Origin of the sequence: Micromonospora sp. NPDC002575 (genome assembly GCF_042889525.1) — a bacterium.
Taxonomy (GTDB): Bacteria; Actinomycetota; Actinomycetes; order Mycobacteriales; family Micromonosporaceae; genus Micromonospora; species Micromonospora carbonacea.
Genome location: NZ_JBIARA010000003.1, coordinates 5,645 through 22,174, shown reverse-complemented (window position 1 = coordinate 22,174; position 16,530 = coordinate 5,645). Strand labels below are relative to the sequence as shown.

Annotated in this window: 14 protein-coding genes, 1 pseudogene and 1 CRISPR repeat array; of the genes and pseudogenes, 4 read left to right on the top strand and 11 right to left on the bottom strand. The window is 72.0% G+C overall.

All coding sequences use genetic code 11. The annotated features are described in order from the left end of the window. Positions 1–18: 18 nt before the first annotated feature. Positions 19–732, bottom strand: a complete 714-nt coding sequence (locus ACFYWL_RS05710) for a VIT1/CCC1 transporter family protein (protein WP_386967858.1) — start codon at positions 730–732, stop codon at positions 19–21. Next, positions 729–1,586 (bottom strand): type I methionyl aminopeptidase, encoded by an 858-nt coding sequence (gene map / locus ACFYWL_RS05705; protein ID WP_386967855.1) that lies wholly within the window; start codon positions 1,584–1,586, stop codon positions 729–731. Before map ends, ACFYWL_RS05710 begins: the two co-directional genes overlap by 4 nt. A 127-nt stretch (positions 1,587–1,713) precedes the next feature. Between map and ACFYWL_RS05700 the strand changes: the two genes are divergently transcribed. Beyond that, positions 1,714–2,028 (top strand): STAS domain-containing protein, encoded by a 315-nt coding sequence (locus tag ACFYWL_RS05700; protein ID WP_386967852.1) that lies wholly within the window; start codon positions 1,714–1,716, stop codon positions 2,026–2,028. 64 nt (positions 2,029–2,092) lie between these two features. Here the strand turns inward: ACFYWL_RS05700 and ACFYWL_RS05695 are convergent, their stop codons facing one another. The 7 genes from ACFYWL_RS05695 to ACFYWL_RS05665 all read right to left on the bottom strand — a co-directional run bounded on the left by ACFYWL_RS05695 (position 2,093) and on the right by ACFYWL_RS05665 (position 12,347). Next, the gene (locus ACFYWL_RS05695; protein WP_386967849.1) at positions 2,093–5,827 is read right to left on the bottom strand and encodes a SpoIIE family protein phosphatase; all 3,735 of its coding nucleotides are present in this window, start codon (positions 5,825–5,827) and stop codon (positions 2,093–2,095) included. 150 nt (positions 5,828–5,977) lie between these two features. Further along, positions 5,978–6,526 carry a pyridoxamine 5'-phosphate oxidase family protein gene (locus ACFYWL_RS05690; RefSeq protein ID WP_386967846.1) on the bottom strand — a complete coding sequence of 183 codons (549 nt, stop codon included), beginning with the start codon at positions 6,524–6,526 and terminating at the stop codon, positions 5,978–5,980. Between the two features lie 99 nt (positions 6,527–6,625). After that, positions 6,626–7,393 (bottom strand): 3-oxoacyl-ACP reductase, encoded by a 768-nt coding sequence (locus tag ACFYWL_RS05685; protein WP_386967843.1) that lies wholly within the window; start codon positions 7,391–7,393, stop codon positions 6,626–6,628. Position 7,394: 1 nt separating this feature from the next. Beyond that, entirely contained in the window at positions 7,395–8,759 is a 1,365-nt protein-coding gene (locus tag ACFYWL_RS05680; RefSeq protein WP_386967840.1) for an aldehyde dehydrogenase family protein, read from the bottom strand. Between the two features lie 137 nt (positions 8,760–8,896). Next, on the bottom strand, positions 8,897–10,261 hold the full coding sequence (locus tag ACFYWL_RS05675) for a glutamine synthetase family protein (protein WP_278132990.1): 1,365 nt from the start codon (positions 10,259–10,261) through the stop codon (positions 8,897–8,899). A 23-nt stretch (positions 10,262–10,284) separates the two neighbouring features. After that, positions 10,285–12,222 carry an amino acid permease gene (locus ACFYWL_RS05670; RefSeq protein WP_386967836.1) on the bottom strand — a complete coding sequence of 646 codons (1,938 nt, stop codon included), beginning with the start codon at positions 12,220–12,222 and terminating at the stop codon, positions 10,285–10,287. Next, positions 12,219–12,347 (bottom strand): hypothetical protein, encoded by a 129-nt coding sequence (locus tag ACFYWL_RS05665; RefSeq protein ID WP_386967833.1) that lies wholly within the window; start codon positions 12,345–12,347, stop codon positions 12,219–12,221. Before ACFYWL_RS05665 ends, ACFYWL_RS05670 begins: the two co-directional genes overlap by 4 nt. A gap of 118 nt (positions 12,348–12,465) precedes the next feature. Here ACFYWL_RS05665 and ACFYWL_RS05660 point away from each other — a divergent pair. Together ACFYWL_RS05660 and ACFYWL_RS05655 are read left to right on the top strand one after the other, a co-directional pair. Continuing rightward, positions 12,466–13,262, top strand: a pseudogene (locus ACFYWL_RS05660) (helix-turn-helix transcriptional regulator). Next, positions 13,249–13,437 (top strand): DUF397 domain-containing protein, encoded by a 189-nt coding sequence (locus ACFYWL_RS05655; protein ID WP_386967831.1) that lies wholly within the window; start codon positions 13,249–13,251, stop codon positions 13,435–13,437. Before ACFYWL_RS05660 ends, ACFYWL_RS05655 begins: the two are co-directional and overlap by 14 nt. Before the next feature lie 205 nt (positions 13,438–13,642). On the opposite strand, the gene ACFYWL_RS05650 is transcribed toward ACFYWL_RS05655, so the two are convergent. Next, positions 13,643–14,461 (bottom strand): RICIN domain-containing protein, encoded by an 819-nt coding sequence (locus ACFYWL_RS05650; RefSeq protein WP_386967828.1) that lies wholly within the window; start codon positions 14,459–14,461, stop codon positions 13,643–13,645. 475 nt (positions 14,462–14,936) lie between these two features. Here ACFYWL_RS05650 and ACFYWL_RS05645 point away from each other — a divergent pair, with 475 nt between their 5' ends. Next, the gene (locus tag ACFYWL_RS05645) at positions 14,937–15,236 is read left to right on the top strand and encodes a hypothetical protein (protein ID WP_386967826.1); all 300 of its coding nucleotides are present in this window, start codon (positions 14,937–14,939) and stop codon (positions 15,234–15,236) included. 54 nt (positions 15,237–15,290) lie between these two features. Here ACFYWL_RS05645 and ACFYWL_RS05640 read toward each other — a convergent pair whose 3' ends face one another. Further along, positions 15,291–15,422 carry a hypothetical protein gene (locus ACFYWL_RS05640; RefSeq protein WP_386967824.1) on the bottom strand — a complete coding sequence of 44 codons (132 nt, stop codon included), beginning with the start codon at positions 15,420–15,422 and terminating at the stop codon, positions 15,291–15,293. A 227-nt stretch (positions 15,423–15,649) separates the two neighbouring features. Then, positions 15,650–15,915: direct repeats of the CRISPR family, unit length 28 nt; unit sequence GGATCACCCCCGCGTGCGCGGGGAGCAG. Between the last annotated feature and the right edge of the window lie 615 nt (positions 15,916–16,530).

Sequence of the window (16,530 nt, the reverse complement as noted above, 5' to 3'; positions counted from 1 at the left end):
TTAACAGGGGGCCCCTCCTTACAGGCCGCCCTGGATGCCGATGAGGCTGCCGACCAGGTACGTCGCGGCGGCTGCCGCCGCGCCCAGGAGGAGCTGCCGCAGGCCGCTGCCCCACCAGGGGCGGTTGGTGAACCGGGCCACGATCGCCCCGGCCGTGAAGAGGCCGACCCCGCCGACGGCCAGCGCGAGCCACAGGCTGGTCGCGCCGAACAGGTAGGTCAGCAGCGGGATCAGCGCGCCGACCGAGAAGAACAGGAACGACGAGATCGCCGCCGCCCACGGGCTCGGCTGGTCGTCCGGGTCGACGCCCAACTCCTCCCGGACGTGCACCCGCAGCGCCTCCTCCGGGTTGGCCCGCACCGCCTCGGCGACCTGCGTGGCGAGGTCCCGGGACAGGCCCCGGGCCACCCACGCGTCGGCCAGTTCGCGGGCCTCCGCCTCCGGGTGCCGTTCCAGCTCGCGGCGTTCCTTGGCGACCTCGGCGGCGACCTGCTCGTTGGCCGACCGGACGCTCGTGTACTCGCCGAGGCCCATCGAGATCGCGCCGGCGACCAGGCCGGCGACGCCGGTGAGCACGATGCTGCGCGGCGACACCCCGCCGCCGCCGACGCCCGCGATGAGGGCGATGTTGGTGACCAGGCCGTCCATCGCGCCGAACACGGCCGGCCGCAGCCAGCCGCCGGACACGTCCGCGTGGTGCGCCTCGCGCAGCGCCGCCGGTGTGTCGGTCACGGCAGGGTCAGGATCTCGTGGCCGTCCTCGGTGACGAGGATCGTGTGCTCGAACTGGGCGGTCCATTTCCGGTCCTTCGTGACGACCGTCCAGCCGTCGTCCCACATGTCGTACTGGTGGGTGCCGAGGGTGATCATCGGCTCGATGGTGAACGTCATTCCCGGCTCCATCACGTCGGTGGGTCGGGGGCTGTCGTAGTGCGGCACGTAGAGGCCGCTGTGGAACGCCTCCCCGATGCCGTGGCCGGTGAAGTCGCGGACCACCCCGTAGCCGAACCGCTTGGCGTACGACTCGATGACCCGGCCGATCACGTTGATCTGCCGGCCCGGGGCGACCGCCCTGATCCCCCGCAGCATCGCCTCGCGGGTCCGCTCGACCAGCAGCCGGGCCTCCTCGTCGACCTCGCCGACGCAGAAGGTGGCGTCGGTGTCGCCGTGCACCCCGCCGATGTACGCGGTCACGTCGACGTTGACGATGTCGCCGTCGAGCAGCACGGTGGAGTCGGGGATGCCGTGGCAGATCACCTCGTTGAGGCTGGTGCAGCAGGACTTCGGGAAGCCCTTGTAGCCCAGCGTCGACGGGTAGGCCCCGTGGTCGCAGAGGAACTCGTGCACCACCCGGTCGATCTCGTCGGTGGTCACCCCCGGCTTGCAGTGCTCGCCGGCGAGCTGCGTGGCCTGGGCGGCGAGCCGGCCGGCGACCCGCATCCGCTCGATCGTCTCCGGGGTCTGCACGTGCGAGCCGGTCCACTGGCGGGGCTGCTTCTTGCCCACGTACTCCGGTCGGACGACGTGGGGCGGCACCGGTCGCGTCGGGGTGAGCGTGCCGGGGGTCAGCGGCGCACGGACGGTCATGGCGCAAGCCTATCGCCGGCCCGACGCCGGGCGGCGCGGCCGGGGTCCGGCGATGGCGGCGATCCGGCCCGTGACCTCGGCCGACCGGTTGTTGCCGACCCACTTTCGCTGTGCCATCGTGTTCTGCGTGGATCAAGGGGGTGCCGCTCCCGTCTTCTCCGCCCGCACGGAGACCGACGGCGACCACGTCCGCGTGGTGATCGCCGGCGAGGTGGACATGGCCACCGCCGACACGATGCTCCAGGCCGCGCTGCGCGAGCCGGCCGGCCGGGTGACCCTCGACCTGCGGGGGGTCACGTTCTTCGACTCGGCGGCGATCCACGCCGTGGTCCGGCTCTCCCGGCGCTTCCCGGGCGCGCTCACCGTGCTGCCGTCGCGGCAGGTCCGCCGGGTGCTGGAGATCTCCGGCCTGGCCGGTCAGGGCTGGGTCGCCCCCGCCTGAGCCCCGGCCCGGCCGCGTCGGCCGCCGGCCGGTCGCTCACCCCGCAGCGCCCCGCCGGGCGCGCTCAGTCCCGCAGCCGCCGGCGCAGCGTCACCTGCGTGCCCTCGGCGGTACGGCTGACCGTCAGGTCGCCGAGCGCCCTGATCAGCGCCAGTCCGCGCCCGCGGAAGCCCGCGCCGGTCGACTCCCGCCACTGCCCGCTGTCCCGGATCGTCGCCACCACCGTGCCGTCGGCGATGGTCACCTCCACGCCGATGGTCGGCTCGGCCGGGGCGATCGGGTGCTCGATGGCGTTCGCGGCGGCCTCGGAGACCGCGACGGTGAGGTCGAACAGGTCGTTCTCGCCGACCCGGTGGGCGGTGAGGAAGTCCTCCAGCCGCCGGCGCAGCACGCTCAGCCGGGTCGGGTCGGCGGGCAGCCGCAGCGCGAACCGGTTCGGTTCGGCCGCCTCCAGCGCGAGCACCGCCACGTCGTCGCGGCGGGGACGCGCGGCGACCCGCGCCACGACCGCGTCGACCAGGTCGGCGACGTGTTCGCCACCGGCGGCGTCGGCGCGTAGCTGCGCCAGGGCCGCGTCGAGGCCGAGCTGCCGGTCCTCGATCAGCCCGTCGGTGTAGAGCAGCAGCCGGGCCCCCGGGGCCAGCGCGTCGTCCACGGTCCGGTACGACGCGCCGGGGATCGCGCCGACCGGCGGCCCGAGCGCGCGGTCGTGCAGGAACGCCACGTCGTCTCCTCGGATCAGCAGGGGGGACGGGTGCCCGGCGCTGGCGTAGCGGAGCCGGCCGGTGCGGGGCGCGAACCGCAGGCAGACCACGGTCGCGAAGGACGGCTGCTCCGCCGAGCCGACCAGCCGGTTGAGCCGGGTCAGCGACTCGCCCGGGTCGTAGCCCTCCAGCACGTACGCCCGCAGCGCGTTGCGGAGCTGGCCCATCGAGGCGGCGGCCCGCACGCCCTTGCCGACGACGTCGCCGATGACCAGGACCAGCTCGTCGCCGTCGAGCCGGATCACGTCGTACCAGTCGCCCCCGACCTCGACGTCGGCGCTGCCGGGCAGGTAGCGGCTGGCCACCACCGCGCCGGGCAGCCGGGGCAGCGACCGCGGCAGCAGGCTGTGCTGGAGGGTGGTGGCGATGCGGTGCTCGGCCTCGTAGAGCTGGGCGTTCTCCAGCCGCACGCCGACCAGCCGGGCGAGCTGGGTCAGCGCGGCGTTGCCGGGGTCGGCGGCGTCCTGGGCGCGGCCCCAGACCCGCAGCTCGCCCAGCGTCTCCCCGGCGCTGCCGGTCAGCGGCAGCACGACGGACGGTTCGACGGCGGCCGTCCCGCCACCGTCGGCCTCGAAGCGGGCCCCGGTGGAGGTGACCACCACCCGGGCGGCCTCGGCGAGGCCGAGCGCGTGCCGGGCGGCCACCTGGAGCACCTCCGCGGTGGTGCGGGCGGTGTTCACGGCGACGGCGGCGTCGGCCAGGGCCCGCAGCCGCCGGATGATCTGCCCCCGGAGCTGGCCCAGCTCGACGTTCGCCCGGACGCGGGCGATCAGCTCCTCGCCGGAGAACGGTTTGGTCAGGTAGTCGTCCGCGCCGACGGCGAGGCCGGCGACGGCCTCCGCCGAGCCGGCCCGGGCCGACAGCAGCACGATGGGCACGTGCCGGGTACGCGGGTCGGCGCGCAGCGCGGTCACCAGGCCGAAGCCGTCGAGCCGGGGCATCATCACGTCGGTGAGCACCAGGTCGAAGGGTGTCTCCACGGCCCGGCGCAGCGCCTCGACGCCGTCCGGCACGGCCACCACCTCCCACGACGGGCGCAGCAGCCGGGTGACGTGTTCGCGCAGGTCGGCGTTGTCGTCGGCGAGCAGGATGCGGCCCGCCGCGGCCCGCTCACCCCCGCCGGCCGGCACCGCCGGCGCGCCCGCCGCCCCGGCGCCGGGCTGTCCCGGCGCGCCGGTCCACAGCGCGGTCTCGGCCGCGAACAGCCGGGCCTGCCCCGGCTCCTGCGGCGCGACCGGCGCGTCGGCCGCCACCCGGTCGGCGGGCAGGTGGGCGGTGCCGAACGGCACGGTCACGGTGAACGTGCTGCCCCCGTCGACGACGCTGCGCGCCTCGGCCCGGCCGCCGTGCATCTCCACCAGCTCCCGCACCAGCGCCAGCCCGATCCCGGTGCCCTCGTGGGTGCGGGAACGGACGCCGGGGACCCGGTGGAACCGCTCGAAGACGTGCGGCAGCTCCTCGGGCGCGATGCCGACGCCGGTGTCGGCGACCTCCAGCCGGGCCGCGCCGTCCACCGCCCGGACGCGGACCCGCACCTCGCCGACGAAGGTGAACTTCACCGCGTTGGCGACGAGGTTGAGCACGATCTTCTCCCACATGTCCCGGTCGACGTGGACCGGCGCGGGCAGCGGCGGGCAGTCGACGACCAGGCGCAGGCCGGCGCGTTCGGTGGCCGAGCGGAAGGTGCTGGCCAGCCGGGCGGTGTAGTCGGCGAGGTCCGTGGGCTGGTAGTGGGCGGCCAGCCGGCCCGATTCCAGGCGGGAGAAGTCGAGCACGGTGTTGACCAGCTTGAGCAGGCGCAGCGCGTTGCGGTGCATCATGGTGAGCCGGTCGAGGTGGGGATCGGGCAGCGTCGGGTCGGCGAGCAGCTCCTCCAGCGGGCCCAGCACGAGGGTCAGCGGGGTGCGGAACTCGTGGCTGACGTTGGCGAAGAAGCTCGTCTTGGCCCGGTCGAGCGCGGCCAGCTCGGCGGCCCGGTCCCGCTCCTGCTCGTACGCCCGCTGCCGGCCGACGGCGCGGGAGAGCTGGGCGGCGACCAGGTCGAAGAAGGTGCGGTACTCGTCGGTGAGCGGCAGCCGGGCGGAGACGCCCACGACGAGCGCCCCCACCGGCTCGTGGGTCGCGGTGACCGGCAGCACCAGCGCCTGCGCGGCGGCGCCGGCGTCGAGGTGCGGCAGCAGGTCGGCCACGTCGACGGTGGCGGCGGACCCGCCGTCGGCGACCCGGCTCACCGTCGCCGTGGCCGCCTCGCCGAGCGGCAGCGGCTCGGCCGCCCCGTCGGCGTCGCTGCGCCCGACGGGTTCGGGCAGCCCGGTGCCGCTGCGCCCGGCGAGGGTGAGGTGCCCGGCGTCGTCGCGCAGGTAGACCAGGGCGAACGGCACGTCCGCCCGGTGCCGGTCGAGCACTCCGGCGGCGGCCCGGCCCAGGGCGGCGACGTCCTCCGCCTCGGCCAGGTCGGAGCCCAGCTCGGCCAGGGCGCGCAGCCGGCGTTCGCCGAGCACCCGCCCGGTGGTCTCGTTGACCAGGCAGAGGACGCCGTCGATGCCGCCGTCGGCGGCGCGGATCGGGTCGTACGAGATGTCGAAGTAGACGTCCTCGAGGAAGCCGTGCCGGCGCAGGACGAAGGGGTGGTTCTCGCCCCGGTACGGCTCGCCGGTCTTGTGCACCGAGTCCAGCAGGGGCCCGAGCACGTCCCAGGTCTCCACCCAGTGCTCGTGGGCCGGCTGGCCGATGGCGTGCGGATGCTTGTCGCCGATGGTCGGCAGGTAGGCGTCGTTGTAGAAGGCGCGGTGCTCGGGGCCCCAGAACATGACGATCTGCGCCCGGGAGGAGAGCATCATGGCGACCGCGTGGCACAGCGCCGGCGGCCAGCCGGACGGGACGCCGAGCGGGGTGGCCGCCCAGTCGAAGCGGAGCAGGCGCTCCCCCATCTCGCCACCGGCGGCGCACGCGGCCGTGAGCAGCGGCGGGAATGCCCCGTCGGCGGTTCCGACGGACGGATGCTGCCCGTCCTCGCCCCCCTGGGCCGAGCTCATGCATCCTCCCGCGCCGGCCGTCACCCCCGGCGACCGCATGATCGGCGCCGCCGTGCCCCGCCTTGTACCCAGACGGATCAGCAACGTAACGCATCGCCGCCGTGATGCGCTGGTTAGCCGCGTCTCACCCGGGCGGGACGCCGCCGGGGGTCAGAAGACCGACAGCCCGTCGATGCTCGCGGCGTTCTTCGTGGCCCGGTAGGTCACCAGGTCCTCGGCGGTGCGGCGGGAGTGCGCGCGGATCAACAGGTCCCGGTCGCCCTCGTACCGCATCAGGGGTACGGCGAAGCCGCAGGAGTCGCTGACCCGCTCGACGTCGACGGTGATCACCGCGCGGGCGGAGTGCAGGTCCGGCGGGTCGGGGAAGTCGGCGAGCCGCTCGGCGAAGCCGGCGTCCTCCACCGTCACCGCCGTGCCCCGGCCGTGCAGCCGGACGATGTTCGGCGGCCCGGCGAAGGCGCAGAACATGAGCGTGATGCGGCCGTTCTGGCGCAGGTGGGCGATCGTCTCCGCGCCACTGCCGTGGAAGTCGACCCAGGCCACCCGGTGCGGGCCGAGGATGACGAAGGTGCCGCGCATGCCCTTCGGCGAGACGTTGACGTGCCCGTCGGCCCCGGAGGGCGCGGTGGCGACGAAGAAGACGGGCTGCTCCTCGATGAACTCGCGCAGCCGCCCGTCGATGGCCTCGTGAACCTGCATGCCCCCATCCTGGCACCGCTTACCGAAAAGTGGGATAACCCGTCCGCATTGTGGAAGGCTGGGATCGGGCGGGCACCGCCGCCCGACCCCGGCCCGGGCTCACAGCGGGGTGACGTACGCGCCGGTGATCCCGCCGTCGACCACGAACTGCGCGGCCGTCATGAACGACGAGTCGTCGCTGGCCAGGAACGCCACCGCGGCGGCGATCTCCTCCGGCTGGCCGAACCGGCCCATCGGCACGTGCACCAGCCGGCGGGCGGCCCGCTCCGGGTCGGCGGCGAACAGCTCCATCAGCAGCGGGGTGGCGATCGGCCCGGGGCACAGCGCGTTGACCCGGATGCCCTCCCGGGCGAACTGCACGCCCAGCTCCCGGGTCATCGCCAGCACCCCGCCCTTGCTCGCCGTGTACGCGATCTGCGAGGTGGCCGCCCCCATCAGCGCCACGAACGACGCGGTGTTGATGATCGACCCCCTGCCCTGCCGGCGCATGTGCGGGATCGCGTACTTGCAGCACAGGTAGACGCTGGTGGTGTTGACCCGCAGCACCCGCTCCCAGGCGTCGAGCCCGGTCTCCAGGATCGAGTCGTCGTCGGGCGGGGAGATGCCGGCGTTGTTGAACGCCACGTCCACCCGCCCGTGCCGCTGCGCCACCCCGTCGAACAGGTCCCGCACGGCCGCCTCGTCGGCCACGTCGCAGGCGACGAACTCGCCGTCGACCTCCTGCGCGGCCCGCTCCCCCGCCGCCGCGTCGACGTCGACGCAGACCACCCGGGCCCCCTCCGCGGCGAACCGCCGCGCGGTGGCCAGCCCGATCCCGCTGCCCGCCCCGGTCACCACCGCGACCCGGTCCTGAAGCCGTCCCTGCATCTCACTCCTCCGTGCTGACGAAGACGTTCTTGACGTCGGTGAAGGCGTGCAGCGCGTCCGGGCCCAGCTCGCGGCCCAGCCCGGAGCGCTTCATCCCGCCGAACGGGGTCCAGTACCGCACCGAGGAGTGCGAGTTGACGCTGAGGTTGCCCGCCTCGACCGCCCGCGCCATCCGCAGCGCCCGGCCCACGTCCCGGGTCCAGATCGAGCCGGACAGGCCGTACTCGGTGTCGTTGGCCAGCCGGACCGCGTCCGCCTCATCGTCGAACGGCAGCACCGACACGACCGGGCCGAAGATCTCCTCCCGCCAGTGCCGGTCGGCCGGGGAGTCGGCGAGCAGCACCGTCGGGGCGTACCAGAAGCCGGGGCCGTCGGGGCGGGAGCCGGTGAAGGCCACCCGCGCCCCGTCGACGTACCCGGCGACCCGGTCCCGCTGGGCGGCGGAGATCAGCGGGCCCATCTCGGCCGTCTCCCGCGCCGGGTCCTCCACCCGCAGCGCCCGCACGGCCGGCTCCAGCAACTCCAGGAACCGGTCGTACGCCGGGCGCTGCACCAGGATTCGCGACCGCGCGCAGCAGTCCTGGCCGGCGTTGTCGAACACGGCGTACGGCGCGGTGGCCGCCGCCCGCTCCAGGTCCGCGTCGGCGAAGACGACGTTCGCGCTCTTGCCGCCCAGCTCCAGGGTCACCCGCTTCACCTGGGCGGCGCAGCCGGCCATGATCCGGGTGCCGACCTCCGTGGACCCGGTGAAGCACACCTTGCGCACGGCCGGATGGGTGACGAACCGCTCGCCGACCACGTCGCCGCGGCCCGGCAGCACGGTGAACACGTCCTCGGGCAGCCCGGCCTCGCGGCCCAGCTCGGCCAGGCGCAGCGCGGTCAACGGGGTCAGCTCGGCCGGCTTGAGCACCACCGTGTTGCCGGCGGCGAGCGCCGGGGCGAACCCCCAGGCGGCGATGGGCATCGGGAAGTTCCACGGCACGATCACCCCGACCACGCCCAGCGGCTCGTGGAAGGTGACGTCCAGCCCGCCGGGCACGGGGATCTGCCGCCCGGTCAGCCGCTCCGGCGCGCCCGCGTAGTAGTCGAGCACGTCGCGGACGTTGCCGGCCTCCCAGCGGGCGTTGCCGATGGTGTGCCCCGAGTTGCGCACCTCCAGCAGCGCCAGCTCCTCCAGGTGCGCGTCGACCAGGGCGGCGAACCGCCGCAGCAGCCGCGCCCGCTCCCCCGGCGCGACGCCGCGCCACCGCGAAAACGCGGCGGCGGCCCGCCCGATGGCGGCATCGACCTCCTCGACCGCCGTGGCGACGACCTCCCCCAGCACCGTCTCGCTGGCGGGATCCACCACCGACGTCACATCCCCCACCCTGCCCCTCCCCCTCCCTCTCCAGCTCCCGCTCCCGCTCCCGCTCCCGCGATCTTGCAGTTTCGGCCCCCACAAATGCCGCCAAGCTCCCATAGCAGGGGCCCCAACTGCAAGATCGCGGGAGAGAAAAGGGTGGGTCAGAGGCGTTCGAAGCCGCGTTGCAGCTCCCAGTCCGTCACGGCCGCGTCGAAGGCGCGCAGCTCCACGCGCGCCATGTTGGCGTAGTGGGCGTGCACCTCGTCGCCGAAGACCGCGCGGGCGATCGTCGACGACTCCCACAGGCCCAGGGCGTCGCGCAGGGTGCCGGGGACCCGCTCGGCGGCCGGATCGTCGTACGCGTTGCCGGTGCACTCCTCGCCCAGCTCCAGCTCCCGCTCGATGCCGTGCACCGCCCCCGCCACCAGGGCGGCGATCGCCAGGTACGGGTTGACGTCCGCCCCGGGCACCCGGTTCTCCACCCGCATGCCCTGGCCGTGGCCGACCAGCCGCAGCGCGCAGGTGCGGTTGTCGGTGCCCCACCGCAGCGCCGTCGGGGCGAACGAGCCCGGCTGGTAGCGCTTGTACGAGTTGACGTTCGGGGCGAACAACAGGCTGAACTCCCGCATCGTGTCCAGCAGCCCGGCCAGCACCCGCTGCCCGGTGACGCTCAGGTGCGCGGGCCCGTCGCCGAGCATCGCCGAGCGCCCGTCGGCGTCGCGCAGTGAGAAGTGGATGTGGCAGGAGTTGCCCTCCCGCGCGTTCGGCTTGGCCATGAAGGTGATCGACATGCCCTCCTGGGCGGCGATCTCCTTCGCCCCGTTCTTGTAGATCACGTGGTGGTCGGCGCAGGCCACCGCCTCGTCGTAGCGGAAGGCGATCTCGTGCTGGCCGAGGTTGCACTCGCCCTTCGCGCTCTCCGGGGTCAGCCCCGCGCCGGCCATCTCGGTGCGGATGCGCCGCAGCAGCGGCTCCACCCGGGACGTGCCGAGCAGCGAATAGTCGACGTTGTACTGGTTTGCCGGGGTCAGCTCGCGGTAGCCGCGCCGCCAGGCGTCCTCGTACGAGTCGCGGTAGAGGACGAACTCCAGCTCGGTGCCCGCGTACGCGGTCAGCCCGTGCGCGGCGAGCCGGTCGAGCTGGCGGCGCAGGATCTGCCGGGGCGAGGCGGCCACCGGGCCGGACCCGTCCAGCCACGCCAGGTCGGCCAGGAGCATCGCCGTCCCCGGCTGCCACGGCACCCGGCGCAGCGTCTCCAGGTCGGGCACCATGGCGAAGTCGCCGTACCCGCGCTCCCAGCTCGACATCGCGTAGCCGTCGACGGTGTTCATGTCGACGTCGACCGCGAGCAGATAGTTGCACCCCTCGCTGCCGTGCTCCGCCACCTGGTCGAGGAAGAACGGCGCGTGGAACCGCTTGCCCTGCAACCGGCCCTGCATGTCGACCAGGGCCAGCACCACGGTGTCGAGCTTGCCGGCGGCGACCGCCGCCCGTAACTCTTCGAGGGACAGCGGTGCTCTGCTCATGCGCGGGCCTCCATCACCAAGGTCTACTGCCTGACCGGATCACCGTCAATGCCCGCGTCGGCCGCGCCGGCAAACCCTTCGACGGTACGGCGGGGCCCGGTGAACCACCTGCGCGCCGAGGCGTACCACCAGACGGCGACGACGAGCAGCACCCCGCCCACGGCGAGCGGCGCGTAGTTGACCGCCGACCAGCTGAAGTCGGCGTGCCCGGGCACCCCGGCGGGCACGATCGGCAGCACGAAGTAGACCGAGATGATCGCGATCTCGACCACCGCGACCCAGCCGAGCAGCTTGTAGCGACGGCCGAGCGTCCACGGTCCCGGGGTGAACCGGTCGCCCATCCGCAGCCGCAGCACGATGGGAATGACGAAGGAGAGGTAGAGCCCGATCACCGCGACCGAGACCACCGCGTAGAAGGCGACCGGGATGCCGGACGGGCTCTCGTAGAGCGCCGGCAGGGTGAGCGCCAGCCCGGCCACGGTCGCGCCGACGATCGCGTTGACCGGCGTGCCGTTGCGGTCCACCCTCGACCAGAGCCGCCAGCCCGGCACCGCCCGGTCCCGGCTGAAGGCGTACGCCATCCGCGACATCGACGTCACGCAGCTCATGCCGCAGAAAAACTGCCCGATGGTGGAGATGATGATGACGGCCTTGAAGAAGAACGGGGTGAGCGCCGTTTCGAAGATCGCGCCGGAGAACCCGCCGGCCGCGTTGATCGCGTCCACGTCGGTGGCGGCGAACAGGAACGCGAGCAGCAGGATCCAGCCGCCCACCGCCGAATAGAAGATCGACCGCCACAGCCCCTGCGCGGCGGCCTTCGACGCGCCCCGGGTCTCCTCCGACACGTGCGCGCAGGCGTCGAAGCCGGTGATCGTGTACTGGGTGAGCAGGAAGCCCAGCGGCAGCACGTAGAACCAGAAGGTCCACCCGCCGGTGCCGCCGTCGCCGAAGCCGGAATTGTTGAACCGCTCGGTGAAGACGAACTGGAAGCTCTGGTGCCGATCCGGGACGAACGCCAGGATGGCGACCACCGCCGCCGCGCCGGCCACGTGCCACCACACCGAGACGTTCTGGAGTACGTCGATGATCCGGTGCCCGAAGATGTTGATCAGCCCGTGCAGCGCCAGAATGATCACGAACAGCACGAACGCCTGCCGCAGCGTCCCCGCCCAGCCGTCGAACAGCGCCGACAGGGTGAGATTGAGGAACGTGGCGCAGCCGTAGTCGACCGACGCGGTGACCGCCACCAGGCCGATAAGGTTGAGCCAGCCGGTGAACCAGCCGTGCACCGGCCGGCCCATCTTCGCCGCCCACCAGTAGATGCCGCCCGCCGTCGGGTACGCCGACACCAGCTCGGCCAGGCAAAATCCGATGACCAGGATGAACAGCGAGATCAGCGGCCAGCCCCAGGAGATGGCGACCGGCCCGCCGTTGTTCCACGCCTGGCCGAACGTGGTGAAACAGCCGGCCAGGATCGAGATGATCGAGAACGAGATCGCGAAGTTGGAGAAGCCGCTCCACTTGCGGCGCAGCTCCTGCTGGTAACCGAGTTCGGCGAGCCGGCGGGCGTCGTCGTCCATCGGCTGATCGGCGGTCGGCGCGGGCGTCGTGGCCACTGCACACCTCCTGGCGAGGATTGCCGGAAACGCGTGCGCCCGAGTCTCGTCCCGCCGATCACAACGGTCAATACGCCACGGCCTGTCGCCCCGGGCGCGCCGCGCCGGCAGCACCATGTCGAGCCACCCGAGGTGCCGCGCCTCCAACTCCGGGTCGAACGGCAGGCCGCGCCGCCTGCGCTCCTCGACCCCGAGCCGACGCCAGTCCCCCATGTACGCCACGATCAGGTCCCCCATCCCGGCGAACTCGACGAGGCTCGCCACCTGCCGCTCGAAGCACGGCCACGGCCTGCCGCAGGTGAAGCAGGGACCGCCCGCGTACCTCGGCGGGTGTTGGCCCGTCACCGCCCCCGCACCTCCGGCCCCGGGCGGACCGGCGCGGCGTCGCGGATCGCCTGCACCCGGACCATGACGACGCGCTCCCGGCCCGGCGTGCCGTCGGGGCGCAGCTCCAGCCCCTCCAGCCGCACCCACCGCGACGCCAGGAAGTTCGCGTACCGGACTCACCGCGCCGCGCTCGGCAGCCCTCGACGACGCCCGGCAGGACCGGGCGACGCCTGGCGATCACGACGACAATCTGGAGAAGGCATGGGAAGCGAGCAGACCGCCGATCCGATACGCACGCAGCTCCGTCGCATCCGCACAACCGCCGGCCTGAACCAGGAGGAACTCGGCCGACGCGCGAACTACTCCGCGTCGACGATCTCGGCGGTGGAGACCGGCACCCGGCCGCTCGACAAGCCGCACGTCAAGCGGATGGACGAGGTCTCGACACGGGCGGCCTGTTCGAGTCCCTGCTGCGGATGGCCGAACGGGACGGCCAGCCCTCGTGGTTCCGCCCGTGGCTGGAGGCCGAACGCAACGCCACGCAGCTCCGATACTTCAACCCCACGCTCGTCCCCGGCCTGCTCCAGACCGAGAACTACGCCCGCGCCGTGCTGCGCTTCGACGACACCAAGCCCGAGGCGGAGGTCGAGCGGCAGGTCGCGGCCCGCCTGGAGCGACAGGAGATTCTGGTACGCGAACACCCGCCCCAGGTCGTCGCCGTGATCGACGAGGCAGCCCTACGCCGCACCGACGCCATCATGGCCGAACAACTCGCCCACCTGCTGCGAATGGCCGACCTCTCCCACGTCCACAGCCACGTCATCCCGAGCTACACCGGCCTGCACGTCGGCCTGTCCGGCCCGCTCGCTCTGGCCAGGTCCGCCGATGGGGGCTGGGTGGGACACCTGGAGAACCAACTCTCCGGCTTGGTCACCGACAGCGAGGATGAGATGGCTACGCTTCTGGGACGATGGGAGGGTGTGAGAGGACTCGCCCTGCCGCGCGACCTGTCCCTCGCTCTGATGAAGGAAGTGGAGAGCCAACATGGACCTCAGTAGCGCGCGATGGAGGAAGTCCACCCGAAGCGGTACGAGCGGCGGCGACTGCGTAGAGGTGGCTGCCAACCTGACCGATGTGATCGCCGTCCGCGACAGCAAGCACCCCTCCGGTCCGGTGCTCGCCTTCACCCCGCAGACCTGGCACGCGTTCATCGAGCACACCAAGCACCCCTAGCCTCGCTCGGGCTCGCACGCATGGCCGCCCGGCGACACCGCAGCCTCGCGTGCGCCGCCGAACAGTCGTAACACGCAGGGGGGCGTGCCGCCTGCCAGGCTGTCCGGGGCGCGGGTGGCACTGCGCCCCGGGGCAGACGCTGCTGACGGTGGCGATTCGCGCCGCTGCTCCGGGGCAGTACAGCTAGCCCAGGGCTCAGCCTCGTTCACATGGAACGTGTCGTCGGCTGCAATAGGAACACTTGATCCAAAGCTCCGGTGCATGTCGCTTGAGCTAACTCGGCTCCCTGGTCGACGTCCGCCAGCCCGCCGAGAATGCCGAGGCAGAGCCCACTGTGGGTTGGTCGAATCCGGTATCCGGTCGATGTCGGTGTCCGGGTCGGCTCTAGCTGGTAACGCTGGTGCGCCGCACCGATGCAGTCAGTAGGCGCTACCAGCGTTTCGTCCTCGGTGAGCGCGTCGTCGACCGTGAGGCACCCAACGCCTTCCACTGGGTGATGCCACCGGATCTCATAGACGCCGCCGATGCTCGTCGCGGCGAGGTACGTGTCCGGAACGATCGCGGCGCATGAGCGCTGGACGGCGAGGGGCCGATCGGTACGACGGTTGCGCTCACGGCCCTCGCCGATGCAGAAGCCGCGGTCAGGAATGTGGGCAGGCTGGATGAGGAACCAGCCTTCAGCCGGCAACTCAGGCTCAGCGACGACGCCTTCATGTTTGCTGCCAGTCGGTTTGAGCAGCAGAAACGCCGCAATGCTGATCACCAACCCGACAGCCCCCAAGCCGATCGCCATTGGTCGCAACCGGCGGTGTAGCTTCACCTGGGGATCCGCTGGTGTCCGCTCGGTTCCGCCGTCGGACGGTGGTTGCAGTTGCTCGGGAGGACTCGATACCGGGTGTTCGGACCTCATGGCGATGCTGTTACGTACTACGGTCCATCGGTCAGCGGCGTCCTGATCGAGGCCGCAGGCCAGGACGAACGTCGCGATCAGTGGGGCGCGCGGCAGGGTGTTGCGGCCAAGCATCGAGGTGATCGTGCTCGGCGGGAGCGATCCTCCCGATGCCTTCGCCTTTGCGCCCAACTCTCGGTACGACAGCCCCGACCACAGGCGTAGCGCCCTCAGGGCCCCGACAAACTCTCCAGCGTTCATGGACGGATCGGGTTCCGGTGGTCGCATCACAGGCCGCTCCCTCACCTCGAAGGCGCTTCGGTTCAGCCGAGACCACCAGCATTCAGACAGCTACACATCCACGCTTTCAGATTATCGACATTCGAACTCGTTGTGACCACCATCACATCGCTCGCCCGCGCCGGAGGCGGCCGTCGGGGCGGCGTGAGCGAAACTGTTCCGCACAGCTCAGACCCTGTTCCGCCTCACCAACCGCAGGTCAGGCTTACCACCAGATCGATGTAAGCCAACGCAGGACGAACCACTTCATCCTGCGACCTCAACGGGAGGAACCCAGAGAATGTCTCGTACTCGCAGTATCCTGACGCCCTTGGCCATGGGCGCGGTGGTGGCGGGAACCCTCGCCGTGACCGGCGCGGCCCCGGCAGCAGCGGCCACCCCCGCCCAGTCCGGAACCGCCCCTATCTCGTCGTTCGTCGGCTGCGCGTCGCTGACCGGCAACTCCAACGGCAGGGCGACGGTCAAGAACATCTGCAGCTCGAACATCCACGCCACCGTCTCGGTCGACTGGGCGTGGGACCCCGACTGCAAGGCCATCGCCCCTGGGCGGACCGTCACCTTCACCTGGGACTCGACTTACGGCAGGGCGGAGTACGCCTACGATTGCTGACACGCCGCTACCAGCCGCTCTGAGACGGCTGTCCATACGGCCCGCACGTCGAGGTCAGTGGCTCAGCTCATCGATGCGGCTGCGTGTCCTGGTGTTCGTCGACGTCGACCAGTTCGGCAACTCGTCCTGGTCGACGTCGACCCCACCGATCGTTCGGTTGGCGCTGCCAGCCATGCCCTTCAGCACCGCATCGAGACTGAGTGTCCCGCACAAGCTTGATGGAGACATCGAGACTTGAAAGGCACATCAGCGATGCCGGCACGAGAAAGTACAACCAGCGCCGACGCCGCCGCCAGGATCACCCCGTACGCGGGGAACAGGTGCCGGCTGCTGCCGCTACCAGCGTCATGCACGGATGGCCCCGCGTGCGCGGGGAGCAGGCGTGGCGCGCTCAGCAGATCGTGACCGCCCTCGGATCACCCCCGCGGGGAGCAGCAGGGTTTCCGCCGCGGTGATGTCGCCACCGTGGGATCACCCCCGCGTGCGCGGGGAGCAGGTGTGGTGCCCGTCGAAGCGCGATGGCGGCACCGGATCACCCCCGCGTGCGCGGGGAGCAGCCGGCCGTGGGCGCACACGGCGCAGTCACGGCGGGATCACCCCCGCGTGCGCGGGGAGCAGGAAAAAGCTCTCTTGAGGGGCTTTTTCTGCACCGGATCACCCCCGCGTGCGCGGGGAGCAGACTTCCTGACCTGGGGCGCTAAAGATCAACTATCTCGTTTTCCTTCACTTTGCGCGGCAAGATCGCCTCCTGCGAGAGACGACTTTCGAGGCAAGTGGAGCCGAAGGCAGCCTAATAGGCATGTCGATGTCCGGAGAAGCACGGCACCCGCCCTGAGACAGCGGGCGGCAGGATCGCCGCCACAAGAGACGGATCGCGTTGCTGCCGACAAGCGAGGGCCGCTCAGATCTTGGAAGATTCGGGCCCCTGGAGGGGCCATCAGCTTCCAAGATCTCGCAGTTGCGGCGTCGGGCGGCTGCCCGACGCCGCCGTTGGGCGGGGCAAGCGTGCAAGATCGTGCTCGATCAATGAAAGAGTGGCTTCCCGCTCGCAGCGTGGGGACTCTTTCCCTGATCGAGCACGATCTTGCTCCCCCGGCAGCCAAGCACCCGTCGACTGGGACCGTGCGTGCTCGTACGGACCGCAAGCACGTCAGGGGTTCGCCGGGGCCCGCCCGCGGAGGGATCAAGCCTGACCGCCCGGAGCGGGCGGGCCCCGGCGAACCCCCCCCCCCCCCCCCCCCCGGCCCCCCCCCCCCCCCCCCCCCCCCCCCCGGCCCCCCCCCCCGGCCGCGCG